The sequence below is a fragment of the Gammaproteobacteria bacterium genome (genome assembly GCA_034522055.1).
GTDB lineage: Bacteria > Pseudomonadota > Gammaproteobacteria > JAABTG01 > JAABTG01 > JAABTG01.
Window position 1 is genome coordinate 425,722 of the sequence record JAXHLS010000002.1, and the last position, 25,314, is coordinate 451,035.

A 25,314-nucleotide genomic window follows, 5' to 3' on the forward strand; every position below is an offset into this window, starting at 1 on the left:
CCTGGGATCCCGCCATGAATGAACTCCTCGCGTATGCCCTCACCTGCCCCCATTGCTGGTCGGCTTTCGAGACCACCATCGACGCTTCGGGCGGCAACCAGGTCTATTACGAGGACTGCCCGGTATGCTGCGCCTCCATCGAGTTGCGAGTGTGGATGGATGACGGCGGGCAGTTCCAGGTGGAGGCGGAGCGCGGCGACGGTTGAGGGGGGCGAATATCGACCCAGCGCCCCCGGTGGGTGGCGATCAGACGTTCCCATAACCGGCGGCCATCGGCGGCAAACACATGCTCCTCGGCCGCCCGCACCAGATGCCAGTCGCCGCGCCCGATCTCCCGTTGCAGCTGGCCGGGGGCCCAACCCGCATGGCCGACGAAGGCGCGGGCGTGGGCCTCGGCCGGGCGGCCGGCCAGCAGTTGTTCGAGGGTGGCCATGCTGACGCTGGCGTAGACCCCGGCGAGCACCGGCACCGCTTCCAGCGGCGCCTCCCGGGCCCGGATCAGCAGAGTCACCCGCCCCAGTCCCACGGGCCCACCCAGGTAGACATCGGGGGCGTCACCGGCACCGGCGTCCAGCTCGGGCACCAGGGCCGCCAGGGGCAGGCGTGCCGGCCGGTTGACCACCAGCCCGAGGGCCGGGCCGTCGTCGGCATAATCCACCAGCAACACCACCGAGCGCGCGAAGTTGGGGTCCCGCAGGGACTCCGCCGCCACCAGCAACACCCCCCTGGCGGGCCGCTCCACCGGCTCCGGCGGCGCAGCGGCGTTCCATGCCCGCGGCCCATCCCCGGCATGGACGGCCGTGGGACCCCATAGACAAAGCGCCAGCAGCGCCGCGAAGCCCCGGCGCAGGGGCCAAGGAAACCCGATGAATATGCCTGCCCGACCCATGGCCAGACTATAGCAGAGGCCTTCCGGCCAAAGAAAAACCCGGCCGCAGCCGGGTCCCACAACGAGTCCCGAACCAGCGCCGACCAGGGGGCTGGCGCCAAACCCTACAGCGGCGGCTCGGGATCGAAAGAATCCTGCTTGAACCCACCCACGCCGGTAATGTAGTCGTCCGGTGCATCGGCCGGCTGGAGCTTGAACGAAGCCCCCACGCCATCCGGCGCCGCGCCGCCGGAGGCATCGGTGAATACGCCGTTGACGTAGGCCCCACAGCTCGGATTGCACGGTCCCGCCGAATCGCTGAACCCATCACCGGAGGTGGCGAAGCCCGCGCGGTTGGAGAACATGGGCCCCGAGGTCATGACGTCGATGGCGCCTCCATGATTGACGGTGAGGTCCGTCTGCACGAACAGGGAGCCGAAGTCGGCCGTGATGGTGCCGGCAGTGATGCCCTGGCCGATGCTGTCGCCGCTGGCGGTAGTGGATGGCGTACCCCCGATGAAGCTGTACTCGGCCACCCCCTGGGTGGGCAGGACATCGGGACGGGGACCATAAATCCAATGATCGCTCTGGTTGCCCGTGAGTTCCACCAAGTCGATATCAGCACTGTCGTCGAAGCTCTCGAAGTCCACCACTAGCACGTTGCCGCCGGTCCAGCGCCCCCAGGTTAGTCCGGTGGCATCGTCGTGGGCCACATCGGCGTTGGTGGCGACATTGGCGAAGGTGTCGTCGATAAACTGCTCGATTTCCGCCAACTCCGCCGCCGTCAATCCGAAGTCGCCCTCCACCAGACCCACCACGAAGTCCTCCGCCACGACACGGCTGATGGTGATCAAGGAGTCATCGATCTCCCCCCCCGTGAATTCGTCGACCTGAAATCTCGCGACGAGTGCCTCAGCGCCATCCATCGGTGTGGTGAACAGCACGTCCACGATACTGCTAGCAAGGGTATCGTCTGCATCTTCGGGGACTATCTCGACCGCCAAGGACCCACTATCCGGATCCAGTACTACCGCTGCCAGCACGTAGGCATTGAACTCCAAGGCATTCACGACCTCCGAAGGCTCGGGCTCCGTGGGCTCGGGCTCCATGAGCTCGGTCAACAGGCCCTCTGGATCAGCACCACTCAGCAGAGAAGACTGATCTACATCGCTCTCATCCCCTTCGCCGCTTTCTTCCGTGCCCTCCGGCTGGGCCGCAGCCACCTGGGCCTGCTCGGTGGTGGGCCGCGGCGGCGAGCCCTCACCCTCCACCACCACCGAGCCCCCGGGACCGATGACGATGGACTTGCCCGCGGCGGTGATCTGGAGACCCGAGTCCGGATCGGTGGGGTCCACTCCCACGCTGGCGAGGAACTTCATGATCACCGGGTCGAAGGTGGCCCGGTAGAGGGTGCCGCGGATGCCGATGGTGGCCACCACCGTCGAGAGCTGGTAGCTCTCGCGGTTCTTCTTACCCACCAGGCCGGTCAGCGCCCGCATGCCACCCTTGATGAGGCTGAAGAAACCCTTCTCCGAGCCATCGGCCTCCCCTTCGAAGCGATACTCATCGATGCGGAAGCTGGTGTCGGGGGTCAGGGATACGAAGCCGCCGTCGGTGAAGCGCATCTGCACCCGCCCCCGGGGACCGGTGGAGATGGTGTCGCCGGAGTACAGGGTCACCCCCCGGCGCGCCGTGCGCTCGGCGCCATCCGTGCCTTCGATGGTGGCATCGCCGAAGGCGAAAGAGACGCTGCCCGCCTCCGTGGCCGCCTGGGCCCCGAACGCCACGACGGCCCACAGCAGCAGTACGCCCACGACCTTTCCCGGTTTGCTATACATAGTCATGACTTTGTCCTCACGAACTCTCATTTGAAGGTGTAGCGGGCGGTGACGTGGGCCTGCCAGCGGTCGTAGTCGCTGAAGTTCACGTTGGAGTCGTTGTTGGTGTAGGTCAGGCGCGGACGCACGAGCCACTGGCGCGAGGCCTTATAGTTGCCCCCCACGGAGAGATGATAGAAGTCATCCTCCCGTTCACGATCGGAGAACGACGGGTGGGGGCCGTCGTAGTCGCTAAACTGGGCGGTGGCGGAACCCACGAGGTCCCAGCGCTCATCGAGGGTGTACTGTCCACCCACGCGAAGTCCCCAGAAGTCGCGGGCCACCAGGCCCGAGGTATTGACCGGCACACCATTGACCGTGGTGGACACCTTGCGGCGCTCGTCGTCCTCGGCGTAATAGACGCTGGCAAACAGCACCGGCGAGCCCTGGCCGCCGAATTCATGGCCCCAGGCGGCGCCCACCAGCCACTGGTCCGCGTCGTTGAGGGGATTGCCGGGATAAATAGTGGACTCCTGATAGCGCAGGTTGGTCGTGCGCACGAAACCCGTGAGCTGGTTGCGGGCGTCCAGGGCGTGCTGCCACTGGAGACTCAGGCCGCCGCTGGAGCGATAGGAGACGTCGTTGAGGTTCATCCGCTCGCCCGACAGGGTGGCGGTGAAGGTGTTGGCCCCCTTGAAGTACCGCAGGCCGATGTCGGCACCGTAGCGATGGTCGTCGAAGTCCTCGCCCCCGGCACTGATAAGCTTTTCGCCCCCGGTATTCTCGCGGCCGCTCAGACGCCCGCGCACGAAGAAGTAGAGGTCGGGGGTAACGCTATGGGTGATGCCGGCCCCCAGCTGTCCCGTCAGGAAAACGGCATTCTCTTCGGTATCGATTCGGTCCCGGGCAGAAAGCCGGTTTAGGGGAATGACGAAGTCGTCGTCACCGGTGGCCGCGTTGATATTGGTATCGAAGCCGATACCGGCCTGAGCGTACACCGACACATGGGTACGCAGGGCCTCGAAGCGCTGATCCAGGGCATCCAGGTACTTGTTGATGGTGGCCTGGACCGGCTCCGGTGGCGCCATGGCCTTGACGTTCTCCAGTTCCTGCTTGGCCAACTCGTTGTCATGGAGCATGAAATAGGCCCGCGCCAGCTCGGCCCGGGCCTGGGCGTTGTCCGGTTGCATCGCCACCACCCGCTCCAGGGCGAACACCGCGGTCCCCGGCCTGCCGGCATCCAGGGCGGCGATGCCCAGCAGGTAATCGTAATCCGGGTCACCGGCGCGCTCGCCCTCCATGACCAGGAGCCTGTCCAACGCCGCCTGGGCCTGACCTGCGCCCAGCATGCGGCGGGCGTCGTCGAGTTCGCCCGCCCCGGCGGCGCCCTGCCCGCCGGCAAGCAGGGCCACCAGAATGGAGGCCCTCATTAGATCGAATTTATGCACCATTTCATTTCCCCCCGGAAGAATCCCCAAGCGATGCGGGTGTGAGTCTGATATGGTCTTGGAATCTTGCCTGAAATACTATACCTAACAAAACAACAATTCAACCTTCTTACAACACTGTTGCCTGTACGCAACAGAGGGGCCACGCCTGCAGCCGAGGGCCGAAGGCCGTACCCCTGGCGCATGCGGCGTTAGCGGGCTTGCGCAGATAGGGCGCTACTCGGTTAACATGGGCCCCGGAAACGGAAAGTGGACGAAGCGACACGGCTCAGGGAATCGCCGGCGGGGCCTTCCGAGGACCCTACTCCGCCGGCCCGGGGCCGCCCGAAACGCGCCTTTTCCCGCAGATGAAGGATGACGGGCACAGCGCTGCCCTCCCGGCAGCGCCTGCCCTCGCAACAGGGATTCGACCCATATGCTTGAGATCCGGATACACGGCCGCGGCGGCCAGGGGAACGTGGTAGCCGCCTATCTTCTCGCCACCGCTGCCATCGGCGAAGGCCGCTACGCCCAGGCCTTCCCCGCCTTCGGCGCCGAGCGCCGCGGCGCGCCGGTGGTGGCCTTCACACGCATCGGCACCGCCCCCATCCATCGCCGCTGCCAGGTCCTGCAACCCGCCTTCCTCATCGTCCAGGACCGCGCCCTGCTGCATGTGCCGGGGGTCCTGAATGGGTTGAAGGCGGGCGGCGGTATCCTGGTGAATGCCAACGACCGGCCTGACGACGAAGACTTGGGTGACGCCGACGTGGTTACCCTGCCGGCCACCGCGCTCGCCAACGAATACCTCGGCCGGCCGGTGCCCAACACCGCCCTGCTGGCGGCCTTCCTCAGCCTCACCGGAATGCTGCCGGTAGCGGCCCTTACCAACGCCCTCGGCGAGCGCTTCACGGGCAAGGTGCTGGAACGCAACACCGCCCTGGTGGAGAACGCGGCCTCCCAGGTGGACGCAGGCAGATGGCAGGAGGTGGCCCATGCCGCTGGCGCTTGAAGGTTCCCAGGCCCTGGCGCGGACGGTGGCCCTGTGCCGGCCCCAGGTGGTGGCGGCCTACCCCATCACTCCTCAGACCCATATCGTGGAGAACATCTCCCGCTTGGTGGCGGACGGCACCTTCGATTGCGAGTTCGTCAGCGTGGAGAGCGAGTTCTCGGCCGCCTCCGTGGTCCTGGGAGCCGCGGCGGCGGGCTCCCGAGCCTACACCGCCAGCGCCTCCCAGGGCATCATGCTCATGAGCGAGGTCCTGTTCAATATCGCCGGCCTGCGGGTACCCATGGTCATGACCTGCGCCAACCGCTCCGTGGGCGGGCCCCTGAACATCTGGAACGACCAGCAGGACTCCATGGCGGTGCGGGACTCGGGCTGGATCCAGCTCTACTGCGCTGACAACCAGGAGGCCATCGACACCACCATCCAGGCCTATCGCATCGCCGAACGCACGGAGCTGCCGGTTATGGTGTGCGTGGACGGCTTCACCCTCACCCATACCCTGGAGCCCCTGGAGCTGCCCTCCCAGGACGAGGTGGACGCCTTCCTGCCCCCCTACACCTTCTCCCGCAGCCTGGACCCGGCCCATCCCATCAGCATCGGCACCCTGGTGACCCCCGAGCACTTCAGCGAGGTACGCCACGCCCACCACACCGCCATGGTCAGGGCCATCGCCGAGATCGAGGCCGCCGACAGGGACTGGCAGGCCCTGAGCGGGCGCTCGGGGGGCGCCCTGCTGGAGAGTTCCGGCCCGGCGGATGCCACCGTGGGAGTCCTCACCATCGGCTCCATCCACGGCACCCTCATGGAGGCCATGGCCGAGTACCCGTCGGCGGAGCCTGCCCGGCTCATCAAGCTACGTTGCTTCCGCCCCTTCCCCGCCGCCGCCATCCGCGCCGCCTGTGCCGGCCTCGAGCGCCTGGTGGTGGTGGAGCGTGCCTTGTCGCCGGGCTCCGGCGGCATCGTCGGTAACGAGGTGCGGGCGGCCCTGTCCACCATGGATCAGCCGCCCCGAGTAGAGAACTACGCCGTGGGCCTCGGCGGGCGCGACGTGCCCCTGGACCTGTACCCACGCCTGCTGGAGGCCGACGGCGAGGTGGGTGGATTCAGCGTCTTCGACGTCGATGTGTCGCGCCTCGCCCCCGAAGACCAATGAGGAACACCCATGTCCGAAACCATCGTTGACATCGACATCGCGGCCCTGCGCAAGAAGCAGCCGCGCTTTCGCGGCATCGAGGCCGGCCACCGCGCCTGCCTGGGCTGCGGCCAGGCCCTGGCCGCCCGCCTCATGACCGAGGCCGCCGGCCCCGACGTGACCCTCACCAACGCCACCGGCTGTCTGGAGGTGTTCACCACGCCATGGCCCGAGTCGGCCTGGCGGGTGCCGTGGATGCACTCCCTGTTCGAGAACTCCGCCGCCATCGCCGCCGGCGTGGAGGCCGCCTACAAGGCCCAGGGGCGCAAGACCAAGGTCATCGCCATGGGCGGCGACGGCAGTACCTTCGACATCGGCTTCCAGGCCCTGTCCGGGGCCCTGGAGCGCGGCCACAACATGCTCTACGTGTGCTTCGACAACGAGGCCTACATGAACACCGGCATTCAGCGCTCCAGCTCCACCCCCCACGCGGCCGCCACCACCACCTCGCCGGCGGGCAAGGTGCGCATGGGCAAGCGGCACCTCAAGAAGGACATCATCACCATCATCGCCGCCCACCATATTCCCTACGCCGCCACCGCCTCGGTGGCCTACCCCTCCGACGTGCGCAAGAAGGTGCGCCGTGCCATGGCCATCGAAGGCCCCACCTTCCTGCTCATCCACTCCCCCTGCCCCCTGGGCTGGGGCCACGAGGGTAACCTCACCATCGAGGTGGCGCGGCTGGCGGTGCAGACAGGGCTCTTTCCCATCATCGAACTGGAACGCGGCCAACTCGCCAATACCATGCCCATCCGCGACCCCCGGCCGGTGATCGACTACCTGAAGGTGCAGAACCGCTTCCGCCATCTGTTCGCCGACGACCTGCGAGCCAAGGAGGAACTTGAGCACCTGCAGGCCCTGGCGGATTACAACATGGAGACCTACGACCTCCGCGGCGACGGCCCCGATGCCATGGATACCGAGGCCGCCGATACCGTCAAGCGCCGGGGGACGCGGTGGGCGTGAGGAAGAGGAAGGGGAAGTGAGTAGGAAAAAGAGAATAGTGAATGGTGAATAGTGAATGGAAAAAACCGGTCCCGCCCCGGCGTTCTCTACTGTTGCTTTTACTATTCACCATTCACTATTCACTATTCACTTGCTCTTCATCACCATTCACCATTCACTTTTTCCTACCCACCATTCACTCAACTCCATGCGCCGGCATGGCCCCCATACATTGAACATTGGCAACGCACCAGGACGAGACCACCACCCATGACCATCCTAACCCGCGGCGCCTACGCCCGCCCCGAGACCTCCCTGGACTTCAAGACCGGCACCTGGCGGGTCGAGCGGCCGGTGCATCACCATCGCAACGCCCCCTGCCATGTGGCCTGTCCGGCCGGCGAGGATGCCCAGGCCTATCTGGCCAGCCTCGAGGAAGCGGGGCCGCGGGCGGCCTGGGAGACCCTGGTGGCGGCCAACCCCCTGCCCGCCGTCACCGGGCGGGTGTGCCACCACCCCTGCGAGTCGGCATGCAACCGCCGCGACTACGACGAGTCCATCTCCATCCACAACGTCGAGCGCTTCCTCGGCGACGAGGCCCTGCGCCAGGGCTGGGACTATCCCGGCATCCCGGCCCGCCGCGACGGCGACGCGGTGGCGGTGGTTGGGGCCGGCCCCGCCGGCCTGGCGGCCGCCTATCACCTGCTGCGCCTCGGCCATCCGGTGACCGTGTTCGACAAGCTACCCCTGGCCGGCGGCACCCTGCGCACCGCCATTCCCCAGTACCGCCTGCCCCGGGACATCCTCGACAAGGAGATGGAACGCATCCTGGCCTCGGGCATGGAGTTCCGTGCCCATCACATCCTCGGCCGCGACGTCTCCCTGGCCGAGTTGCAGGCGGAATACGCACGGGTCTTCGTGGCCCCCGGCTGCCAGGAAGGGCGGGCCTGGAGCATCGACGGCGTCACCCCCAGCGACCTTCATCCCGGCATCACCCAACTGCAGGAATGGATCGCCGTGGGCGCGGCCCCCGAGGCCCGCAGCGTGGCCATCCTCGGGGGTGGCAACACCGCGATGGACATGGCCCGAGTGATGCGCCGCACCGGCACCAAGGAGGTCCACGTCATCACCCACAAGGCCATCCCGGGGCCGGGCGTTCCCGCCGCCGATACCATGCCGGCCATCGAACGGGAGGTGCGCCAGGCCATCGAGGAGGGGGTGGTGGTCCACGAGCATCGCGGCGTCCACCGCCTCATCCTGCGGGGCCAGAAGGTCATCGGCGTGGAGATCGTCCACATGAAAAAGATGATCCAGGAGAACGGACGCCTGAAACGCATCGCCTTCGAGGGCACGGAGACGGTGCTCCATGTGGACCAGGTGATCCCGGCGGTAGGCCAGGTGGTGGAACGCCACGGCCTGGGAACCATCCTGCCCAAGGGCCGCGACTACCTGCAGGCCGACGACCTCGGCCGGGTGTTCCAGCATCCAAAGCTCTACACCGGCGGTGACGCTCGCGGCGACCGTGGCACCGTCGCCGAGGCGGTAGGCGACGGGCGCCGTGCCGCCGCGGCCATGCACGCGGATCTGAACGGCGTTGAGCTCGTACCCGAGGTCAAATCACAGCCCATCGGCATCGAGCAGCTGAACCTCAACTATTTCGAGCACGCCCCGGCGCCCGAGGAAAAGGTATTACCGGTGGAGGAGCGAGGCGAGACAGAGGAAATCGAGGGTGGCATCACGGCCCGCCAGGCGGCCGCCGAGGCGGTGCGTTGCTTCTCCTGCGGCAACTGTTTCGCCTGCGACAACTGCTGGACCCTGTGCCCCGACAACTCGGTGCTGAAGACCCGCGACGTGGCCACCGACGGCACCCACTACGTCTTCGACTACGACTACTGCAAGGGCTGCGGCATGTGCGCCAACGAATGCCCCTGCGGCTTCATCGAGATGGTGGTGGAGGCGTAATAAGCCTTTGGGACCGGTCTGCGCCGCAAACCGCAACGGCCCATCTCAGCGCTTTCCCAATCCCAACCCCAGGGGATCCGCCGGGTCCACGTTCTGCATGAACGGCAGGCCGCGCTCGTTGTTGGTGATCTGGTAGACCTTGCCCATCCAGTTGTTCACCACCGCCTCGGCGGTGTCATGCCAGGTATTGTGGAGATCACGTGTGATCACCGCCTCGGGGAACTCCGGCAGCACCAGGCCCTTGTCCAGGGCCGTGTCCACCCGGTGCCGAAACTCGTCGAGCACCGCCTGGTCCCGCAGGCTGAGGTAGGTATCCGGAAAGGGCGGATAGTCTCCGCGCTCGGCGCGGGCGTAGCGCACCACCTCCCGCTTGTACTCCTTCAGCAGGCTGATGGAGTCATACTCGGGATGGCCCTGGAAGAACACCACCCGGAAGCCGTCCTCGCTCACCGCCAGATGCACCCCCGCCTCGGGACTCTCCGCCAGCACGTGCAAGCCGGCGGCCTCGAACTGCTCGCGGCTGACGTCGTTGAATCGTGAATGGGGGACATTGAACAGGGTGTTCACGTCACTCACCAGGGGGTGGCGGCGATCCACCAGGTGATGGGGGTACACTCCCCAGATCTTCCGTCCCATGGGGCGCCGGTGCTGGCCATAGCGGAACTCCATCACGGCGTGGGTGGCGAGACAGGAGCACAGCACCGAGGTCACGTTGTCGAAGGCCCAGTCCATCACCTCGATGAGGGGCGCCCAGAAGGGCTGCGCCGAGAGTTCCCGCCCGGCCACGTTGGCACCGGTGATGATGAGGGCATCCAGCCCGTCTTCCCGCAGCTGCTCGAAGGTGTCGTAGTAGGCCTCGATGTGATGCTGGGCCTTCTCGCTGCGGGGCAGCTCGGGCAGGGTGAAGGGGTGCAGGTAGAACTGGGCGATCTGGTTGCTCTCCCCCACCAGGCGGAAGAACTGCCGCTCGGTGGCCGCCAGGGCAGCGTCCGGCATCATGTTCAGCAGGCCGATGTGCAATTCCCGGATGTCCTGGTGGGCGGCCCGATAGGGCGTAAGGACATTGTGCCCGTCCTGGCGCAGGCGCTCGAAGGTGGGCAGGGCATTGTGGGCGACTATGGGCATGGCCGATGCTCCGCAGGAAGGGTGGCGGGGGACACGTATTCAGGTCTCCCGCGCGATGGCCGCTTCCACCAGCCGGTTGAAGTCATGCTCGTCTCGCACCGCTGCCACCTCGGCGCTGGACACGGTATAGCCGAACTGGGCCGCGATGGCCTCGTAGCGCGGGATGCGGGCTCGGAACAGGCGGGGAAAGACCCAGCGGGTGAAATCATCCGGGTCGATAAGGGCCACATACTCCAGGTTATGCTCGCTCATGTAGGCCTCGAGCTGCTCGTCCAGGAAGGTGTCGCGATAATAGAGGGGCTTGGGGTCGCGGCTGGCCCGTTCCATCAGGGCCTGCTCGTCATCGGCCGAGGCACGGATGTAGAGGAACAGGGTGTGCTCCGACAGCAGCCGGTAGGTCGGCTCGTCCTCCAGCTCACACAGGCTGCCGCCCACGTCGTTGATGAAATGGTCGTAGCCGTAGATCTCCCGCGCCTTGCTCATAAACTCCGGCACGTCCCCGAGGGCCGCGATCTCGGCCTCCCGGTGCAAGCGCTGGCGACGCACGAACTCCGTGAGAGGCAGCCCGCCCTTCTCCGGGTCCCCTAGCTTGCCGAGGAAACTGGACAAGGGGGCCAGGTTGTCCACGGTGATGTTGTTGCGGATCTCCACCGAGTCGGAGCGCAGCAGGTCCCGCAGGAAGGGGACCTGCATAGCCTGCTTCTTCACCTGGTCGAGGATGGCCTCGTCGAGATAACGGGTGCCGATGCGGTAGTCGACGGAATAATGGAACCAGTGATGGCGCCGCAGCATGGAGGACAGGCGGGTCTTGCCCACCCCCGACATGCCCATGAGGGTGATGGACTTGTGGGGCCAGGAGCGGTATTGGTCGACGGTCGGTTTCACTTGGGACGGGCTCGGGGCGCGAAAAGTGACGCAACATAACCAAAACCCCAACGAAGCTCCAGCCCCGCGGCCCCCGGCCCATCCCTCCGAGGCTCGCCCCACACCGAAACGGTGTCAGGAACTGTTTCCGTTCAACCCCCCTTTCAACCACGAAACACGCGAAATGAACGAAAGGGTCCTGGCGGGCAGATCAGGCAAGGGCGAGGGCCTGGAAGAACCCGGGCGGCCGGGGTGCGAGACCCCCCTCCCTCTCACCTCTTTATCCAATCCAGAATCTTTTTCAACTACGAAATACGCGAAAGACGCGAAGGTTAACCACGAAACACACGAAATATCACGAAAGATCGGGAACGACATAATGGGTGCCGGATGCGGCCCTGCCCTGGCCAGTCCTATACCATGCGGCATGGGAATGTGGCCGCGATGGCTCCAGGCTTGCACGGTGACGGCAGGCCCCTGATCACCCATTACATTTCGCGCCTTTCGCGTCTTTCGTAGTTACCGTTTAAGTTTATCTTTTGTGTCTTTCGCGTGTTTCGTGGTTTGCGTTTTTGCTTTCAGCCGTCTGTCGGGCTGAAGCCCGACCTACACCCCCCCCCACGGCGCGTTCCTTCGGCACGGATGTGGGTCGGGATTCATCCCGACATCGAGGCGGCGGGCTCCCAGTGGGCGGCGAGGAGGGTGGCGGTGTCCTGGGGGTGTTCGCGGACGGCCTGGTGCCAGGTGTCGATGCCGGGGTCGTCGGCCACGAACTGGTTCATGGCCTGGATGAGCAGGGCCACCTGGGTGTCCACCAGGGTGTCGCCGGCGGCGGTGGTGAAGCGCTCGATGCGCTGGGTGTCGTCCCGAAACCACGCGGCGACGGTGAGGGAAGCGTCGTCCCCGGGGCCCTGGATGACGAGGTCGTCCCCGGCCCGGGCGAAGGCGAGGTGGTACCGGCGCATCGTGGAAAAGCGCACGGTGTCGTCGCCGGCGCTGTCCGCGATGCGGTCGTGACCGGTGGGGAAGCCCAGCATGCCGAGGGCCAGGGTCTCGTCCCACAGGTAGACGTCGTCGCCGGGCCCGCCCTCCAGGCGGTCGTCGCCCCAGCCGGCCACCAGGGTGTCGTCGCCGTCGCCATCGCTGTCCGCCACCACATCGCCGGGACGCGCGAAGTAGATGTCCCGACCCCGACCGCCCCGCAGCACGTTGGAGCCCGGGCCCGCCGCCGGATCATGGCCGCCGAGGAGAATATCGTCGCCCGCCCCACCCGCCAGCACGTCATTACCCGGGCCACCGTAGAGGCGATCCGCACCCTGCCCCCCCTCCAGCCGATCATCCCCCTTACCGCCGTGGACGCTGTCACCGCCACCGCCGCCGTAGAGATGATCCTCAGCACGCCCACCCATGAGGATATCGCCGCCCTCGCCCCCGAACACGAAACGCCGCGGCAACGCCGTCGCCGCCGCCAGCCGGGTCGCGGGATCCGAGCCGCCCCCGGCCTCGGGGAAGTCCAGGAACGTGATCCCGGTGTCGTTCGCCCCACCCTCCGTATTGCGAGCCAGCAGCGTCGACAGGTACAGGGCCCGATCTTCGAGGTAATGGGCACTCAGGGCCCCGCTGCCGGTGGCCGGATCGTAGAGGTCCAGCCCGCCGCCGGTGTTATGGGCGGCATACACGTCGTCCTGGTTGAGCACCACGAAGGGGGCGAGATTGACCAGGGCGTAGCGAAAGGCCAGGCTGTGGCGGGCATTGGCAACCAGCTGGGCCGGTTCGTCGTAGGCCGACAGCGCCATCACCACGCCGTTGCCGTCGGACACGGCCTGCTGATAGGCGGCCGCATCCCGCACCGCCACGACGCCCTCGAACAGGGCCTCGCGATGGTCGATCGCCGGCAGTGTCCCGCCCACCTGGAACAGGCGCCCGAGGGTATAAACGAGACGCTCCAGGGTCTCGTCCGCCGCCACGGCGCCCGCCCGGAACAGCCCTTCCAAACCCTCCAGGGTGTCTTCGGGGGCGCCCCCGGCCGATGGCGAAGAGAGCTGGACGAAGAGGTCGTACACCGCCAGGCTGTCCGTCACCTGCGACACGCCATGACCCAGGGTATTGCCGTACCACGGGGTCTGCTCGATGTGCACGGGCACGCGCACACCGGGCTGCACCAGACCCCATTCCTCGTCCATGGCGACCACCTCGGGCATGGCCTCGCCGAAGACATTGACGATGCGACGATCATCGAAATGAGGAGCGCCACCCAGCAGGCCGAAGAGGTTGCGGATGTTGGTCGCGGCCATACCACCGGGGTTTGGGGTGATGGCGGCGACATGGCCCGCGCCATTGACCGTCAGGGCCTCGGCCCCGGTCCCGGGAAACAACCGCGTGAAGGCACTGGCCAGGTGCCCCCCCAAGCTGTGGCCGGTGACGGCCGGCCCGGCCCCGATCGCGAGCCCCAGGCCCGTGGCGCGCTCGTCGCCGAAGAGTTCATCGGAGTCCTCGAGATCCAGCTTCCGCACTATTCCAAAAGGCTCGTCAATAACCACATCTTCCCGCGCCCGCAGCTGGGCCAGGTAGGCCTCCGCCGCCAGGCCCACGGCAGGCACGAACTGGCCTACCCGCGCCAGCTGATAGTCCGTCGTCTCCGCCGCCAGGGTCTCCAGACGAGCGGCCCGGTACACCCCGGCGTGGCTGATCCGCTGCCAGTGATTGTAGAGATCCACGATCTGCTCGATGGCCAGACCGTCGCTGACGATATCGCCGATATTCGTGCGCATATCATCGGAAAAAAGTCCCTCCGTGCCCCGCAGGGCGAGGACGTGCTCGCCCGTGCCGTTACCCAGGTTATCAAGACGTTCGAACAGGGTGCCCGAATAGCCGGACCCGGTATTGGGCTGGTGGTCGATGACGCGCCAGCGTCTCGTGAAGGCCTCGGCCTGGGTGGGTGAAAACCCAAGATCCGGATCATTCGGCTCGCCAGCGGCATTGCCGATGCGTTGGAGGGCATCGCGAACCCGCAACCGCGTATCAGCACCACGAAGATCCGCATACGCTGCTTCAGAAAGCAGCGCCAGTTCAAAGACGTTCTTGGTTCTCATTCCTTATCCTCCTTGCTCAACGAATTCCTTCTGAAATTTTGAGAACGCGATTCGACTCCGCACATCACTTTCACATGAATCCGGCCCCACCCTTAGATAGGCAAAGGCCGGCAACCGCACGATAGAACGGTAATCCACATAACGCGCCATTACCTCGCCCGTTTCGCCGTCAACGATCTCTTCCTCCCACCGGTACACATGAAACCAGCCCCGCGTCTCCTCGCTGAGGGCGATGAAACGCTGGTTTAACCAATAGCCTTTCGTTCCATCCGGCCGAGTAAGGCGGGTGGTAATCAGCTTGCCACCTGCCCAGAAGTCCGCCACGAGTTGGGCACCGTCCGGAAACATGTAGAAACGCTTCTCGCCGTTGCCTGCGGTGGGCTTGGTTTTCTGCAGGTACTCCTCCGGCAACGCATCCCGCACCAGGGTCTCCCACACCCCGGGGTTCTCCGCCCGCCACTGGTCGATGGTCTTGTACACCCGGAACCCCGCATCGCCGAAACGGCACTGCCAGGCATGCAGGGCCACCGACGGTAGGTGATCCTGGAACACCAGGAAATACACCACCAGGGCCGCCGGCAGGCCCCACTTCCAGCCCGCAACACCCCGGCGCCGCGCCGCCCGCGCCGCCAGTCCTGCCGCGGCCAGGGCGATAAGGCCGTAGATCAGCAGCGCACCGAGAACCAGCAGGCCCATCATGGTGCCGACCCCGAAAACGGTGTCAGGAACCGTTTCATTCGAGGAGATGGGCATCGGCCTGGATCGGGAATGACTTGAAGAGCCCCTGTTTGGGAGAGATGACCGTTGCCGGTGGTCTCATGGGCGGCATGCCAGCGCTGGGTGTGGGTCAGCGTGAGCAGGCGCATGAACTGGGAAAGGTCGCCGTCGCGACGAGGCCACAGCACGAGGTGCCAGTGATTGGGCATGAGGCACCATGCCAGGATGCGCATGGGGATACGATCGCAGGTTTTCGCCATCACCGTCTCGAAGGCGATGTAATCGGCTACCCGCTGGAATATCGGCCGGCGTCCGTTGGCCCGGTTGAGAACATGATAGGCGAGCCCGCCCCTGGCAATCCGCTGCGCCCGCCCCATGGCTGCGCCCTCCCTGGTTACAGTGCATGGAAGTGTAGTGAATGAGCGAACGGCGGGACAAGTACAGCCCGAAAACGGTTCCTGACAACGTTATTAGCCTTAGAGATAGCGAGCGCTCTTTTTCGAATCTTTCGTGTGTTTCGTGGTTTCCTGCTTTTCCCGGTCAACGGAAATCCCGTGATGCCGCGGCCAGATCGGCCACCAGGTGGGACAGGTCCTTGAGGCGCTCGGCCACCAGATGCACCACCTCGCCGTCGCGCTCCACCACTCCGTCCACGCCCAGCAGGCGGGCCCCCAGCAGCACCGGGCGCTGGGCCTCGGCCAGGCGTTGCCATACCACCAGGTTGATGTGGCCGCTCTCGTCCTCCAGGGTCACGAAGGTGACCCCGGAGGCGGTGGAAGGCCGCTGGCGGTTCACCACCAGCCCGGCGGCGCGCACCCGGCTGCCGTGGCGCCGGCCGTTCACCTGGCCGGCACTACCCACCCCCATGGCCGCCAGGCGCTCCCGCACCAGGGCCAGGGGATGGCGGCCCAGGGTGAGCCCCAGGGCGGCGTAGTCCGCCACCATGTCCTCGCCTTCGGTGGCCGGTGCCAGGGCCGGTGGCGCCTCCCGGAACGCCGGCTGGCCCAGCAACGGCAGGGTGGGCTCGGTGCCCAGCACCGCCCAGTAGGCCCGGTGGCGTTCGCCGTCCAGACCCCGCAGCGCCCCAGCGCGGGCCAGGGCATCCAGGTCCCGGCGCCGGATGCCGGCCCGCGCCGCCAACTCGCGCACATCGGCGAAGCCCCCGTCACGGCGCGCCGCCATCAGCCGTTCGGCACTCTCCCGGGACAGCCCCTTCACCATACGCAGGCCCAGCCGCAGGGCCGGCTGGTTTTGGTCATTGGTCCTTTGTCCTTTGTCTGCGGTTGGCGCCGCCCCCGCCCCCTTTTTAAATGACGAATGACCAAAATCCAGGACCTTATTTTCAAGGGAGCAATCCCACTCGCTGTACCTCACGTCCACATCCCGCACCTCCACCCCATGGCGCCGCGCGTCCTGGACCAGTTGCGAGGGCCCATAGAAGCCCATGGGCTGGCTGTTCAGGAGGGCCGCGGTGAAGGCCGCCGGCTCGTGGTGCTTGAGCCAGGCCGACACATACACCAGCAGGGCGAAGCTGGCGGCGTGGGATTCGGGAAAGCCATACTCACCGAAGCCCTTTATCTGGTTGAAGATCTGCCGGGCGAAGGCCTCCGGGTAGCCGTTACGGCCCATGCCCGCCACCAGCCGCGCCTCGAAGGCCTCCAGCCCTCCCTTGCGCCGCCACGCCGCCATGGCCCGGCGCAGCTGGTCGGCCTCGCCGGGGGTGAATCCCGCCGCCACCACGGCGAGCTTCATCACCTGCTCCTGGAAGATGGGTACCCCCAGGGTGCGCTCCAGGACCGACTTCACGGCGGGGCTGGGATAGGTCACGGGCTCTTTCCCCTGGCGGCGCCGCAGGTAGGGATGCACCATGCCGCCCTGGATGGGACCGGGACGCACGATGGCCACTTCGATGACCAGGTCGTAGAAGGTGCGGGGGCGCAGGCGCGGCAGCATGGCCATCTGGGCGCGGGACTCGATCTGGAACACCCCCACGGTGTCGGCGCGCTGGACCATGGCGTATACCGCCGGATCCTCCGCCGGCACCGTGGCGAGGGCGAGGCGCCGCCCCGAGTAACCCGCCACCAGGTCGAAGGCCCGGCGGATGGCGGTCAGCATGCCCAGGGCCAGCACGTCCACCTTGAGGAGCCCGAGGGCCTCCAAGTCGTCCTTGTCCCACTGGATCACGGTGCGCTCCGCCATGGCGGCGTTCTCCACCGGCACCAGCTCCGCCAGGGGGCCGCGGGAGATGACGAAGCCCCCCACGTGCTGGGACAGGTGGCGCGGGAAGCCCACCAGGGTATTCACCAGGTACAGCAGGCGCCGCATCACCGGGCTCCCGGGGTCGAGGCCCAGTTCCTGCAACCGCTCCCCCTGCATCTCGCGGCCATCCCACCAGCAGTGGGAGCGGGCCAGCCGGTCCACCTCCCCGGCATCCAGGCCGAGGGCCTTGCCGACGTCCCGCACCGCGCTGCGAGGCCGGTAGGTGATCACCGCCGCCGCCAGGGCCGCCCGCTCGCGGCCGTATTTGCCGTAGATGTACTGGATCACCTCCTCGCGGCGCTCGTGCTCGAAGTCCACGTCGATATCCGGCGGCTCGTCACGCTCCTTGGAGACGAAGCGCTCGAACAGCATCTCCATGCGCGCCGGATCCACGGCGGTGATGCCGAGGCAGTAGCACACCGCCGAATTGGCCGCGGAGCCCCGCCCCTGGCACAGGATGCCGCGCCCGCGGGCGAAGCCGACGATGTCATGGACGGTGAGGAAATAGGGTTCGTAGCCGAGATCGGCGATGAGGGCCAGTTCGTGGTCCACCATGGCGCGCACCCTGGGCGGCACCCCTTGCGGCCAGCGCCGCGCCATCCCCGCCTCCGTGAGGCGGCGCAGATGGGCGGCCGGCGATGTCCCCGCCGGCACCAGCTCGTCGGGATACTCGTAACGCAGCTCATCCAGAGAGAAGGTGCAGCGCTCCGCCACCGCCAGGGTCTCGGCCAGCAACGCCGGGGGATAGATGCACGCCAGCTCATGGCGCCGGCGCAGGTGGCGCTCGCCGTTGGGCTGCAGCGCATGGCCCGCCGTGGCCAGGGTGGTGCCACGACGGATGGCGGTGAGGGTATCCTGCAACGCGCGGCGGCCGCGGCCGTGCATGAGTACGTCCCCGGTGGCCACCAGGGGCATGGCCGCGGCGCGGCCCAGCCCCTCCAGTTCCTCCAGCAGCACGCCGTCCCTGGGCCCCCGCAACAGGGTCACCGCCAGCCAGGCGCGTTCCCCGAACACCTCGCGCAGCCAGCGGGCATCCCGCGGCTCCGGCAGCCCCAGGGTGCCGCCGGGCAACAGGGCGAGGCAGCCGGGCACGCCGTCGGCGAGGTCCTCGCGTACCAGGCGGTAACTGCCCTTGGCAGCGGCGCGCCGGCCACGGCTGATGAGGGCGCACAGGCGCCCGTAAGCCGCCCGGTCAGGGGCCAGCAGCACCAACCTTGGACCGTCCTCCAGGCACAGTGCGCTGCCCACCATGAGCCGGATACCGTGGCCCCGGGCCGCCCCGTGGGCCCGCACCACGCCGGCCACGGAGGCCTCGTCGGTCAAGGCCAGGCCCTGGTAACCGAGATCCCCAGCCCGCGCCACCAGCTCCTCCGGGTGGGAGGCCCCGTTGAGAAAGCTGAAGTTGGAGGCGCAATGGAGCTCGGCATAGTCGGGCAACGGGCGGGACATGGCGGCAACTCCCGGGGAGATAGGGTTCACCCCCGGACGGGTAAGAGATGGTCCATCCATGGGCCCACGGGAAACGCCGGATCCCCCGGCGCACGGTAGCTGTATTTATATACAGTATCACGGCCCTGCCGGCCACGACAGCCACCGCTTCAGCCTGCCCCGCCATGGTGAGCCCGTGTAAGATTCGGCCGCACCCCTTCACCCGTACGACGAGACCGCCATGAGCCAGCCCCCGCCGCCGCCCGACGCCCTGTTGTTCATCGCCCCCGGTTGCCACCACTGCCCCGTGGTGCTCGCAGGCCTCGCCCATCTCATGGAAGACGGCCTGCTGGGGACCCTGGAGGTGGTGAACGTGGCCGCCCACCCGGAACGGGCGCGGGAACTCGGGGTGCGCGCCGCCCCCTGGACGCGGTTGGGACCCTTCGAGCTGGAGGGGCTCCATGACGAGGCGGAGCTGCGCCACTGGGCCGGGCAGGCAGTCGCCGGCGCGGCGGGGATGGCGGACTATCTGCGCCATCTCCTCGGCAGCGGCCGGCGGGGGACGGTGACGGACAAGCTGCAGCGCGAGCCCCGGCATCTGGGTGCCCTGGTGCTATTGCTGGGGGATCTGAAGACCTCCATCGACACGCGCCTGGGGATCATGGCCACCCTTGAGGAACTGGCCGGAGAGCAGGCCCCGGAGTCCCTGGTGGAGCCCCTCGGCGCGCTGACCCGACATGCCGAGGCCCGGGTGCGCACCGACGCCTGCCATGCCCTCGGCCTGACGGCCAGCACCACCGCCCGCCCCTATCTGGAGGCCTGCCTGGCGGATGACGATGACGAGGTCAGGGAGGCAGCCGCAGAGGCCATGGAGGCCATAGAAGGGACGTAATGGACCCGCCGGGGAGTCAGGAGAGTGAATGATCGGGGATTACGGGTCGGGCTCGTCCCGACGGCCCTGGATACCGGGTCAAGCCCGGCATGACGTAGTAAAAGAAGCCGGTATGGCGTGATGAGGGGGGTCCGGGTCGGGACCAGCATGACGGCCGGGCTGATAAGGTGGCCGTAGGGAGGTCAAGGAAGGCAGACCTAACGGCTGTTCGTGTCTTTCGCGTATTTCGTGGTTAATCCTGATGGGCGCCGTCGGCTCAGGCGCGGCGGACTCACCGGTCTAGTAACCGGAGGAATGGCTGGCGCCATTGGCGGCCTTGAGGATCTCGCGGCGGAACAGCAGTCGCTGGTCCGCGGGCAGTCTCTGCCAGGCCAGGGCCAGCTCCCGCGCCTCGCCCTCCAGGGCGGCGGCGCGGTGTCCACCGAACATGAGCCAGGCCGGATCCACATCCAGCACCCGGGCGATGACGTCGATCTTACGGGGACGCAGGCTCTTGCCATTCTCGATCTTCTGGATCACGGCCTGGCTGGTATCGGCCCGGCAGGCCAGTTCTTCCTGGGTCCAGCCCCGGGCCTTGCGGGCCTCCCGCAACCGTCCCCCCAGAGAGGGCGGATCCATGTCTCGTATCGAAGTCGTCATGCTGTGAACACCCTGTCCTGCCTGCGATGATGTCAGGAGGCCTGGCATGTGCCCCCCAGGCGGGAAGCGGCCTCCGGCTGCCTGCTCTTGAGGGTAGGTATCGGCATCGTCCCACCCTCCTTTACCCTGCGGCGTGACGGGGGACACAGATGGTGAATGGTGAATGGTGAATGGTGAATGGTGAATGGTGAATGGTGAATGGTGAATGGTGAATGGCCTTCAGTCTGTCCCACCAGACGCCCTCGCAGCAAGCTCGCGTTTTGTTTTTTTGCCATTCACTATTCACTATTCACTATTCACTATTTGTTCACTATTCCCTATTCACTCGCTTTTCATTCATCCAAACAACCCATGCACATACCACCCATGGGGTGGGCGGCGCTCCTGGTACAGCCACAGGCGCCGGCCGTCCCGGTCCTCGGCTACGTAGTAATCACGGTTCACATCGTGGCCATCCCACCAGCCCCCTTCGATGCGCTCCGCCCCCCCCACCAGGGACAGGGCCTCCGGGCCTTCTCCGGGTGATGCAACGAGACGCGGCTCGGCCAGCAACCAGCGGGGCCGCAGTGGATGCGCAGGTGCCTCCGACACGTCACGGCGGCCGGGGGCCACTGGTACGGCGCGCCAGGCCCGCTCGGGCCGATGGTCGGGGACCGGCACCAGGCCACACACCGCGGCGTCCCCGAGGCGGGCCGCCAGCCTATCGAGCAGCGCAGCCTCACGACGCCCGTCATGGACCCGAGCCGCCTCGAAAAGGTCGCCGGTGACCGGGACCATGGTCCGCAACTCCGGGGCATCCACCGCGACCCGTTCCACCGGGGCCGGCAGATCGACACGCTCCAGGCGGTGGCGCAACAGTTCCAGGAAACGCTCGCCGTCGTCGTCCGCCATGGCCAATCCCACGTCCACGGCGGTGGTCCGACCACCGCCATGGTCCAGGCCCACCCGGAAGCGGGACACCCCGGCACTCCGTCCCCTGAGCATGCCCGCCAGTTCCAGCAGCAGGCGGCGCAGGGGGAACAGCAGCGCCTGCTGCTCCAGCACCGGCGCCGGCAGGTCCAGGTGAGCGTGAAAGCGGGGCACCGGGACATGGGGCCGGCGCGCCTCGGGACGCCGGCCCAGGGCCTCGTCGAGCTGGCGCAGCACCCCTGCCCCCAGCCGCCGGGCCAGGCCGTCGCGGGGCAGCGCCTCAAGGTCCCCCAGGGTGGACAGCCCCAGGGCCTGCAGATCGACGAGCACCCTGGGGGACAGGGCCATCACCGTGAGGGGCAAGGCCCTCAACCGCCGCTCCAGGGCCTCGCGATCCGCGATACACGTGCCCCGCGACCGCGACGCCAGCCACCAACTGCCCCGGGCGGTGGGGGCCAGGGCCACCCAGGCCTCGAAACCCAGGGTGGCCAGGCCCTGGCGTACCAGGCGCCCCAAGCGCCGGCCGCCACCGAACAGCCTCAGGCTGCGGCCGGACTCCAGGAGCAACCCCCGGCCGGGCTCGATGCTCACCACGTCGCTGAACTGTCCGGCCCAGGCCGCCAGGTTGCGCAGGGCCGCCGCCTCGGCGGCCTCATCCCGCGATACTACATGGAGTTCCGGTACCAGGGCATGGGCGGTGTCCCGGGACATGCCGGCGCGCACACCCCGCACTCCGGCGGCCTCATTACAGGCCGTCAGCACCTCGCGCCCCGGCACACCTCCGGCCACCGCCAGGGGCACGGCCGTGGCAGTGCCTCGCTCATGAAGGTCGAGGACGAATGCCGGCAGGTAGGCGGCCAGCCACCGCATCGCGGGCCCCTCAGGGGCCGGAGCGATACCCATCCATGGGCCACGCGGGAGGTGTTGAATAGTTCGCCGGCTCTCCGGCGAGAGGAATGGGTGCGGCCGGCGGGCGCGCCCGGCACTTGATGATGCGCAGGGCACCGCCGCCGGGACGCGCCATCACCTCGGCCCTCAGCATCGCCGGTGACGGCTGCGCCGCCCGCCCGATATGGCGGAACACCACCCCCAGGGCGCCGCCCCGCTCCGCGGCGAGCTGGAGGCGACGCAACTGCCGGTCACCCACCTCGTCCGCCCACAGCAGCACGGCACCACCGCCGGCATCGGTCAGCACCTGCTCGGCGGCCCACAGGGCATCCGCCACGCCCGCGGGGCGCAGCCACAGCACCCGTGACAACACCAGGCCCGAGGACTCCAGGGCCGGCGCATAGGGAATATGGGGTGGCGCTATCCAGACCACGAGACGCCCCGCCCGGGTGAGAGTGGCCAGGGCCGGCATGAGCACCTCGAGTTCGCCGGCGCCGTGGACCGCGCCCAAGAGTTCGGTGAGCCCCCCCAGGGGCCAGCCACCGCCGGGCAATGCCTCGTCCAGGGCCTGGTTGCCGCTGGCCACCACCGGACCGCCGCCCCCCGCCGGGGCCCGCCCCCGCCACACGGCGGGATGGCGCAGCACCTGCTCCAACCCGTCCGGGGCCTGGATAGCGGCCTGGGGCACCGGGGCCATGACCTGGCTGCCCCCTCAGAGCCGGCGGTTGCGTATGATGCCCACGCCGAGGCCCTCGATGACCAAGGCCTGGTGGCGCAGGTCCACCACCAGGGGGGCGTAGTCGGGGTTCTCGGGCAACAGCCGTACCACATGGCCGCGGCGCCGGAAACGCTTCACAGTGACCTCGTCCTCGAGGCGGGCCACCACGATGCTGCCACCGGTGGCCTCCGCGGTGCGGTGGACCACCAGCAGGTCACCGTCCCAGATGCCGGCATCCCGCATGCTCATGCCCTGGACCCGCAGCAGGTAGTCCGGCCGCGGCCGGAAGAGACGCCCATCCAGCCGGAAATGGCCCTCGATATGCTCCTGGGCCAGCACGGGCCGGCCGGCGGCCACCCGCCCCACCACCGGCACTCCCGCCGCCACCGGAGTGACGAGGCGTATGCCCCTGGAGGCGCCGCCCAGGAGTTCGATGGCACCCTTGCGCGCGAGGGCGCGGAGGTGGTCCTCCGCGGCATTGGGGGAACGGAAACCAAGGGCCCGGGCCATCTCGGCCCGAGTGGGCGGGAAACCGTTGTCCTCCATGAACCCCTTGAGAAAATCCAGTACCTGCTGCTGGCGGCGGGTAAGCTCGGCCATGGCACCCCCGATAATAACTGGTTTTATATACAGTCATTGTCCCTGATCAGGAGGCTCGAAGGCAATCTATCTGTAATAAAACTGGGCTAATGTGCCTTGGTAATGCCTGAGAGAGCTAAAAGAGAGGAGATGACATCATGAAGGCCGTCCATCATATCGCCGGCGCTGACCACCCGCCGGCACGCCACGCCGACACCAACCAGCAACAACTTCGTGACATGGTCGATTCCCTGCAGGAACGCCTGCACGCCATCGGCGACCAGGGAGACTGCGCCTACGAGCGGGCCTTGGGGATCAAATACCGCGAGTTGCTCCACGAACTGGAAGCGCGCCTCGACAACCCCGCTGAGTGGGCCTGAGGCGCCCGGTAAAGATAGCAAACCCAACATTACCCGGATACACGACGGCCGCAAGGTCCACCACAGCCCCCTCGAACGCCAGGCCCCGGCGGGTCTGAGCCCCTGTCAGCAACACATTATTTCGTGCTGGTCCCGTCACAAAACGGGAAGTTGAACTATACACAGACGATTTAGTCTATAATAATATTCTTAATTACTTAATGCGGGCCTATGCCCGGGAGACAAACCATGATCTACATACTTTCAGCACTGGCGGCGGCCACATTGTTCGGCCTCGGGACTCTGGCGGTTTACGGTCAGGACGCCCTGATGGGCCAGGTCTGGACCGAATACGTGTTCTGGTGGCTCATCGGCACGGGTATCGTGCTGCAGGCACTGGATGCCCACATCGACCTGCGTTGCCTGTGGCAAAAGGTGGTTCATTACCATGCCCCTTCGCCATGCAGCGCCTTCAATCATTGAAGACAGCCATCGACCAATCAAGAGGTAAGACCATGAGGCATGCCATCAAGACCCTGCTCATCGCCCTGCCGCTGCTGACCCTGTTGGGGCCGGCCTTGGCCAACGGTGCAGGCGAGCCCGCAATCTACGAGGGCCGCGTCAACCATGTGGCCCCGGGTGCCGTCCTGCGTATCGCCTACAAAGGTGGTCAGATCCGCGTCAAACCTCACAACCTGTCGGGCGATGACATCGAAACCGAAGAACTCAAAGGCCGTCACGTGCGTGTCCTCGACGGCACCTGGCGAGACGGCTACCTGGAAGGCCGGCTGGAACTGGTGGACAACACCTGGCATTGACCATCGGCGGTTCCAGCCGCCACCCCTTGCGCACAAACCTCTTCAGGGTGCGTGGTAAGCCGCCGGTCCCAAGGGCCGGCGGCTTTTTTTTTACCGCACTTCAAATATGCGCCTGCACCAGTTCGCGGACGTGATGGCGGGGCTTATTGCCCACGAAGTGGGCCACCTGTTCACCGTTCCTGAACAGGATGACCGTAGGAAACCCCCGCAGTTTGTAGCGCCCCGCCAGACGCATGTTGTCATCGACCTCCACCTTGGCCAGCAGGAAGCACCCGCGGTATTCCCCGGCCAGGCTCTCCAGGGTGGGGGTCAAGGCCACGCATGGCGCGCACCACGCGGCCCAGAAATCCACCAGCACCAGACGGCGATGGGATTCGTCGATGACCCGTATCTCGAAGGACTCCTCGTCCGCATCCACCACGGCTGCAGGCGGCGCGGTGGCAGGATGGGTCGTCATTCCGGCAGCATGGCGCCCAGAGGCCGACCGCCCACCAGGTGCAGGTGGAGATGATAAACCTCCTGCCCTCCGTCCTCGTTGCAGTTGATGATCAGCCGATAGCCCGACTCGGCGATGCCCTGTTCACGCGCGATGTTGGCCGCCACCCGCATCATGTGTCCCACCAACACCTCGTCGCCGGCGCCGATGTCGTTGGCCGTGGCGATGACCTTGTTGGGCACCACGAGAATATGTACCGGCGCCTTGGGATTGATATCCCTGAAGGCGGTTACGCTCTCATCCTGGTAGACGATATCCGCATCGATATCGCCGCGGACGATCTTTGCAAAAAGGGTAGGCATGGCGTGCTCCTC

Annotated in this window: 23 protein-coding genes and 1 pseudogene; 9 read left to right on the forward strand and 15 right to left on the reverse strand. The window is 66.9% G+C overall.

Translation table 11 applies throughout. The features are described from left to right. Positions 1 to 14: 14 nt before the first annotated feature. A complete protein-coding gene (locus U5S82_02065) occupies positions 15 to 206 on the forward strand; it encodes a CPXCG motif-containing cysteine-rich protein (protein ID MDZ7750453.1) in 192 nt (63 codons plus the stop codon). 47 nt (positions 207 to 253) lie between these two features. Here the strand turns inward: U5S82_02065 and U5S82_02070 are convergent. The 3 genes and pseudogenes from U5S82_02070 to U5S82_02080 all read right to left on the reverse strand — a co-directional run bounded on the left by U5S82_02070 (position 254) and on the right by U5S82_02080 (position 4,136). Further along, positions 254 to 889 (reverse strand): annotated as a pseudogene (locus U5S82_02070) (YqgE/AlgH family protein). A 104-nt stretch (positions 890 to 993) separates the two neighbouring features. Further along, the gene (locus tag U5S82_02075) at positions 994 to 2,712 is read right to left on the reverse strand and encodes a FecR family protein (GenBank protein ID MDZ7750454.1); all 1,719 of its coding nucleotides are present in this window, start codon (positions 2,710 to 2,712) and stop codon (positions 994 to 996) included. Between the two features lie 20 nt (positions 2,713 to 2,732). After that, entirely contained in the window at positions 2,733 to 4,136 is a 1,404-nt protein-coding gene (locus tag U5S82_02080; protein ID MDZ7750455.1) for a tetratricopeptide repeat protein, read from the reverse strand. 412 nt (positions 4,137 to 4,548) lie between these two features. Between U5S82_02080 and U5S82_02085 the strand changes: the two genes are divergently transcribed. The 4 genes from U5S82_02085 to U5S82_02100 all read left to right on the forward strand — a co-directional run bounded on the left by U5S82_02085 (position 4,549) and on the right by U5S82_02100 (position 9,217). After that, complete coding sequence (locus tag U5S82_02085; GenBank protein ID MDZ7750456.1) at positions 4,549 to 5,121, forward strand: 2-oxoacid:acceptor oxidoreductase family protein; 573 nt, start codon at positions 4,549 to 4,551, stop codon at positions 5,119 to 5,121. Beyond that, a complete protein-coding gene (porA, locus tag U5S82_02090) occupies positions 5,105 to 6,271 on the forward strand; it encodes a pyruvate ferredoxin oxidoreductase (GenBank protein ID MDZ7750457.1) in 1,167 nt (388 codons plus the stop codon). Before U5S82_02085 ends, porA begins: the two co-directional genes overlap by 17 nt. Positions 6,272 to 6,280: 9 nt before the next feature. Further along, on the forward strand, positions 6,281 to 7,276 hold the full coding sequence (locus tag U5S82_02095) for a thiamine pyrophosphate-dependent enzyme (protein MDZ7750458.1): 996 nt from the start codon (positions 6,281 to 6,283) through the stop codon (positions 7,274 to 7,276). Positions 7,277 to 7,525: 249 nt separating this feature from the next. Further along, positions 7,526 to 9,217 carry an NAD(P)-binding protein gene (locus tag U5S82_02100; protein MDZ7750459.1) on the forward strand — a complete coding sequence of 564 codons (1,692 nt, stop codon included), beginning with the start codon at positions 7,526 to 7,528 and terminating at the stop codon, positions 9,215 to 9,217. Between the two features lie 45 nt (positions 9,218 to 9,262). On the opposite strand, the gene U5S82_02105 is transcribed toward U5S82_02100, so the two are convergent. From U5S82_02105 to U5S82_02130, 6 genes are all read right to left on the reverse strand, one after another. Next, positions 9,263 to 10,342, reverse strand: coding sequence for a homoserine O-succinyltransferase (locus U5S82_02105; protein ID MDZ7750460.1), 1,080 nt, complete (start codon positions 10,340 to 10,342; stop codon positions 9,263 to 9,265). Positions 10,343 to 10,381: 39 nt separating this feature from the next. Then, complete coding sequence (locus tag U5S82_02110) at positions 10,382 to 11,227, reverse strand: ATPase (GenBank protein MDZ7750461.1); 846 nt, start codon at positions 11,225 to 11,227, stop codon at positions 10,382 to 10,384. A gap of 635 nt (positions 11,228 to 11,862) precedes the next feature. Further along, entirely contained in the window at positions 11,863 to 14,298 is a 2,436-nt protein-coding gene (locus U5S82_02115; protein MDZ7750462.1) for a hypothetical protein, read from the reverse strand. 3 nt (positions 14,299 to 14,301) lie between these two features. Continuing rightward, positions 14,302 to 14,997 (reverse strand): hypothetical protein, encoded by a 696-nt coding sequence (locus U5S82_02120; protein MDZ7750463.1) that lies wholly within the window; start codon positions 14,995 to 14,997, stop codon positions 14,302 to 14,304. Further along, positions 14,994 to 15,392: a transposase gene (locus tag U5S82_02125; protein MDZ7750464.1), complete on the reverse strand. Its 399-nt coding sequence runs from the start codon at positions 15,390 to 15,392 to the stop codon at positions 14,994 to 14,996. Before U5S82_02125 ends, U5S82_02120 begins: the two co-directional genes overlap by 4 nt. Positions 15,393 to 15,555: 163 nt before the next feature. Next, the gene (locus tag U5S82_02130; protein ID MDZ7750465.1) at positions 15,556 to 18,723 is read right to left on the reverse strand and encodes an error-prone DNA polymerase; all 3,168 of its coding nucleotides are present in this window, start codon (positions 18,721 to 18,723) and stop codon (positions 15,556 to 15,558) included. Positions 18,724 to 18,943: 220 nt separating this feature from the next. Between U5S82_02130 and U5S82_02135 the strand changes: the two genes are divergently transcribed. Continuing rightward, positions 18,944 to 19,594 carry a HEAT repeat domain-containing protein gene (locus U5S82_02135; protein MDZ7750466.1) on the forward strand — a complete coding sequence of 217 codons (651 nt, stop codon included), beginning with the start codon at positions 18,944 to 18,946 and terminating at the stop codon, positions 19,592 to 19,594. 279 nt (positions 19,595 to 19,873) lie between these two features. On the opposite strand, the gene U5S82_02140 is transcribed toward U5S82_02135, so the two are convergent. The 4 genes from U5S82_02140 to lexA form a co-directional block, all read right to left on the reverse strand. Then, entirely contained in the window at positions 19,874 to 20,212 is a 339-nt protein-coding gene (locus U5S82_02140; GenBank protein ID MDZ7750467.1) for a helix-turn-helix transcriptional regulator, read from the reverse strand. Between the two features lie 357 nt (positions 20,213 to 20,569). Continuing rightward, positions 20,570 to 22,012 (reverse strand): DNA polymerase Y family protein, encoded by a 1,443-nt coding sequence (locus U5S82_02145; GenBank protein MDZ7750468.1) that lies wholly within the window; start codon positions 22,010 to 22,012, stop codon positions 20,570 to 20,572. Positions 22,013 to 22,022: 10 nt separating this feature from the next. After that, entirely contained in the window at positions 22,023 to 22,727 is a 705-nt protein-coding gene (gene imuA / locus U5S82_02150; GenBank protein MDZ7750469.1) for a translesion DNA synthesis-associated protein ImuA, read from the reverse strand. A 15-nt stretch (positions 22,728 to 22,742) separates the two neighbouring features. Then, positions 22,743 to 23,348: a transcriptional repressor LexA gene (gene lexA, locus U5S82_02155; GenBank protein MDZ7750470.1), complete on the reverse strand. Its 606-nt coding sequence runs from the start codon at positions 23,346 to 23,348 to the stop codon at positions 22,743 to 22,745. Between the two features lie 137 nt (positions 23,349 to 23,485). Here lexA and U5S82_02160 point away from each other — a divergent pair, with 137 nt between their 5' ends. The 3 genes from U5S82_02160 to U5S82_02170 all read left to right on the forward strand — a co-directional run bounded on the left by U5S82_02160 (position 23,486) and on the right by U5S82_02170 (position 24,504). Next, complete coding sequence (locus U5S82_02160) at positions 23,486 to 23,707, forward strand: hypothetical protein (GenBank protein MDZ7750471.1); 222 nt, start codon at positions 23,486 to 23,488, stop codon at positions 23,705 to 23,707. Positions 23,708 to 23,935: 228 nt separating this feature from the next. Further along, entirely contained in the window at positions 23,936 to 24,169 is a 234-nt protein-coding gene (locus U5S82_02165) for a hypothetical protein (GenBank protein ID MDZ7750472.1), read from the forward strand. A 32-nt stretch (positions 24,170 to 24,201) separates the two neighbouring features. Beyond that, positions 24,202 to 24,504 (forward strand): hypothetical protein, encoded by a 303-nt coding sequence (locus tag U5S82_02170; GenBank protein MDZ7750473.1) that lies wholly within the window; start codon positions 24,202 to 24,204, stop codon positions 24,502 to 24,504. 100 nt (positions 24,505 to 24,604) lie between these two features. Here the strand turns inward: U5S82_02170 and U5S82_02175 are convergent, their stop codons facing one another. Both U5S82_02175 and U5S82_02180 read right to left on the reverse strand, forming a co-directional pair. Continuing rightward, positions 24,605 to 24,961, reverse strand: coding sequence for a thioredoxin domain-containing protein (locus tag U5S82_02175; protein ID MDZ7750474.1), 357 nt, complete (start codon positions 24,959 to 24,961; stop codon positions 24,605 to 24,607). Beyond that, complete coding sequence (locus U5S82_02180) at positions 24,958 to 25,302, reverse strand: histidine triad nucleotide-binding protein (protein ID MDZ7750475.1); 345 nt, start codon at positions 25,300 to 25,302, stop codon at positions 24,958 to 24,960. The genes U5S82_02175 and U5S82_02180 overlap by 4 nt, the downstream gene beginning before the upstream one ends. Positions 25,303 to 25,314 lie beyond the last annotated feature (12 nt).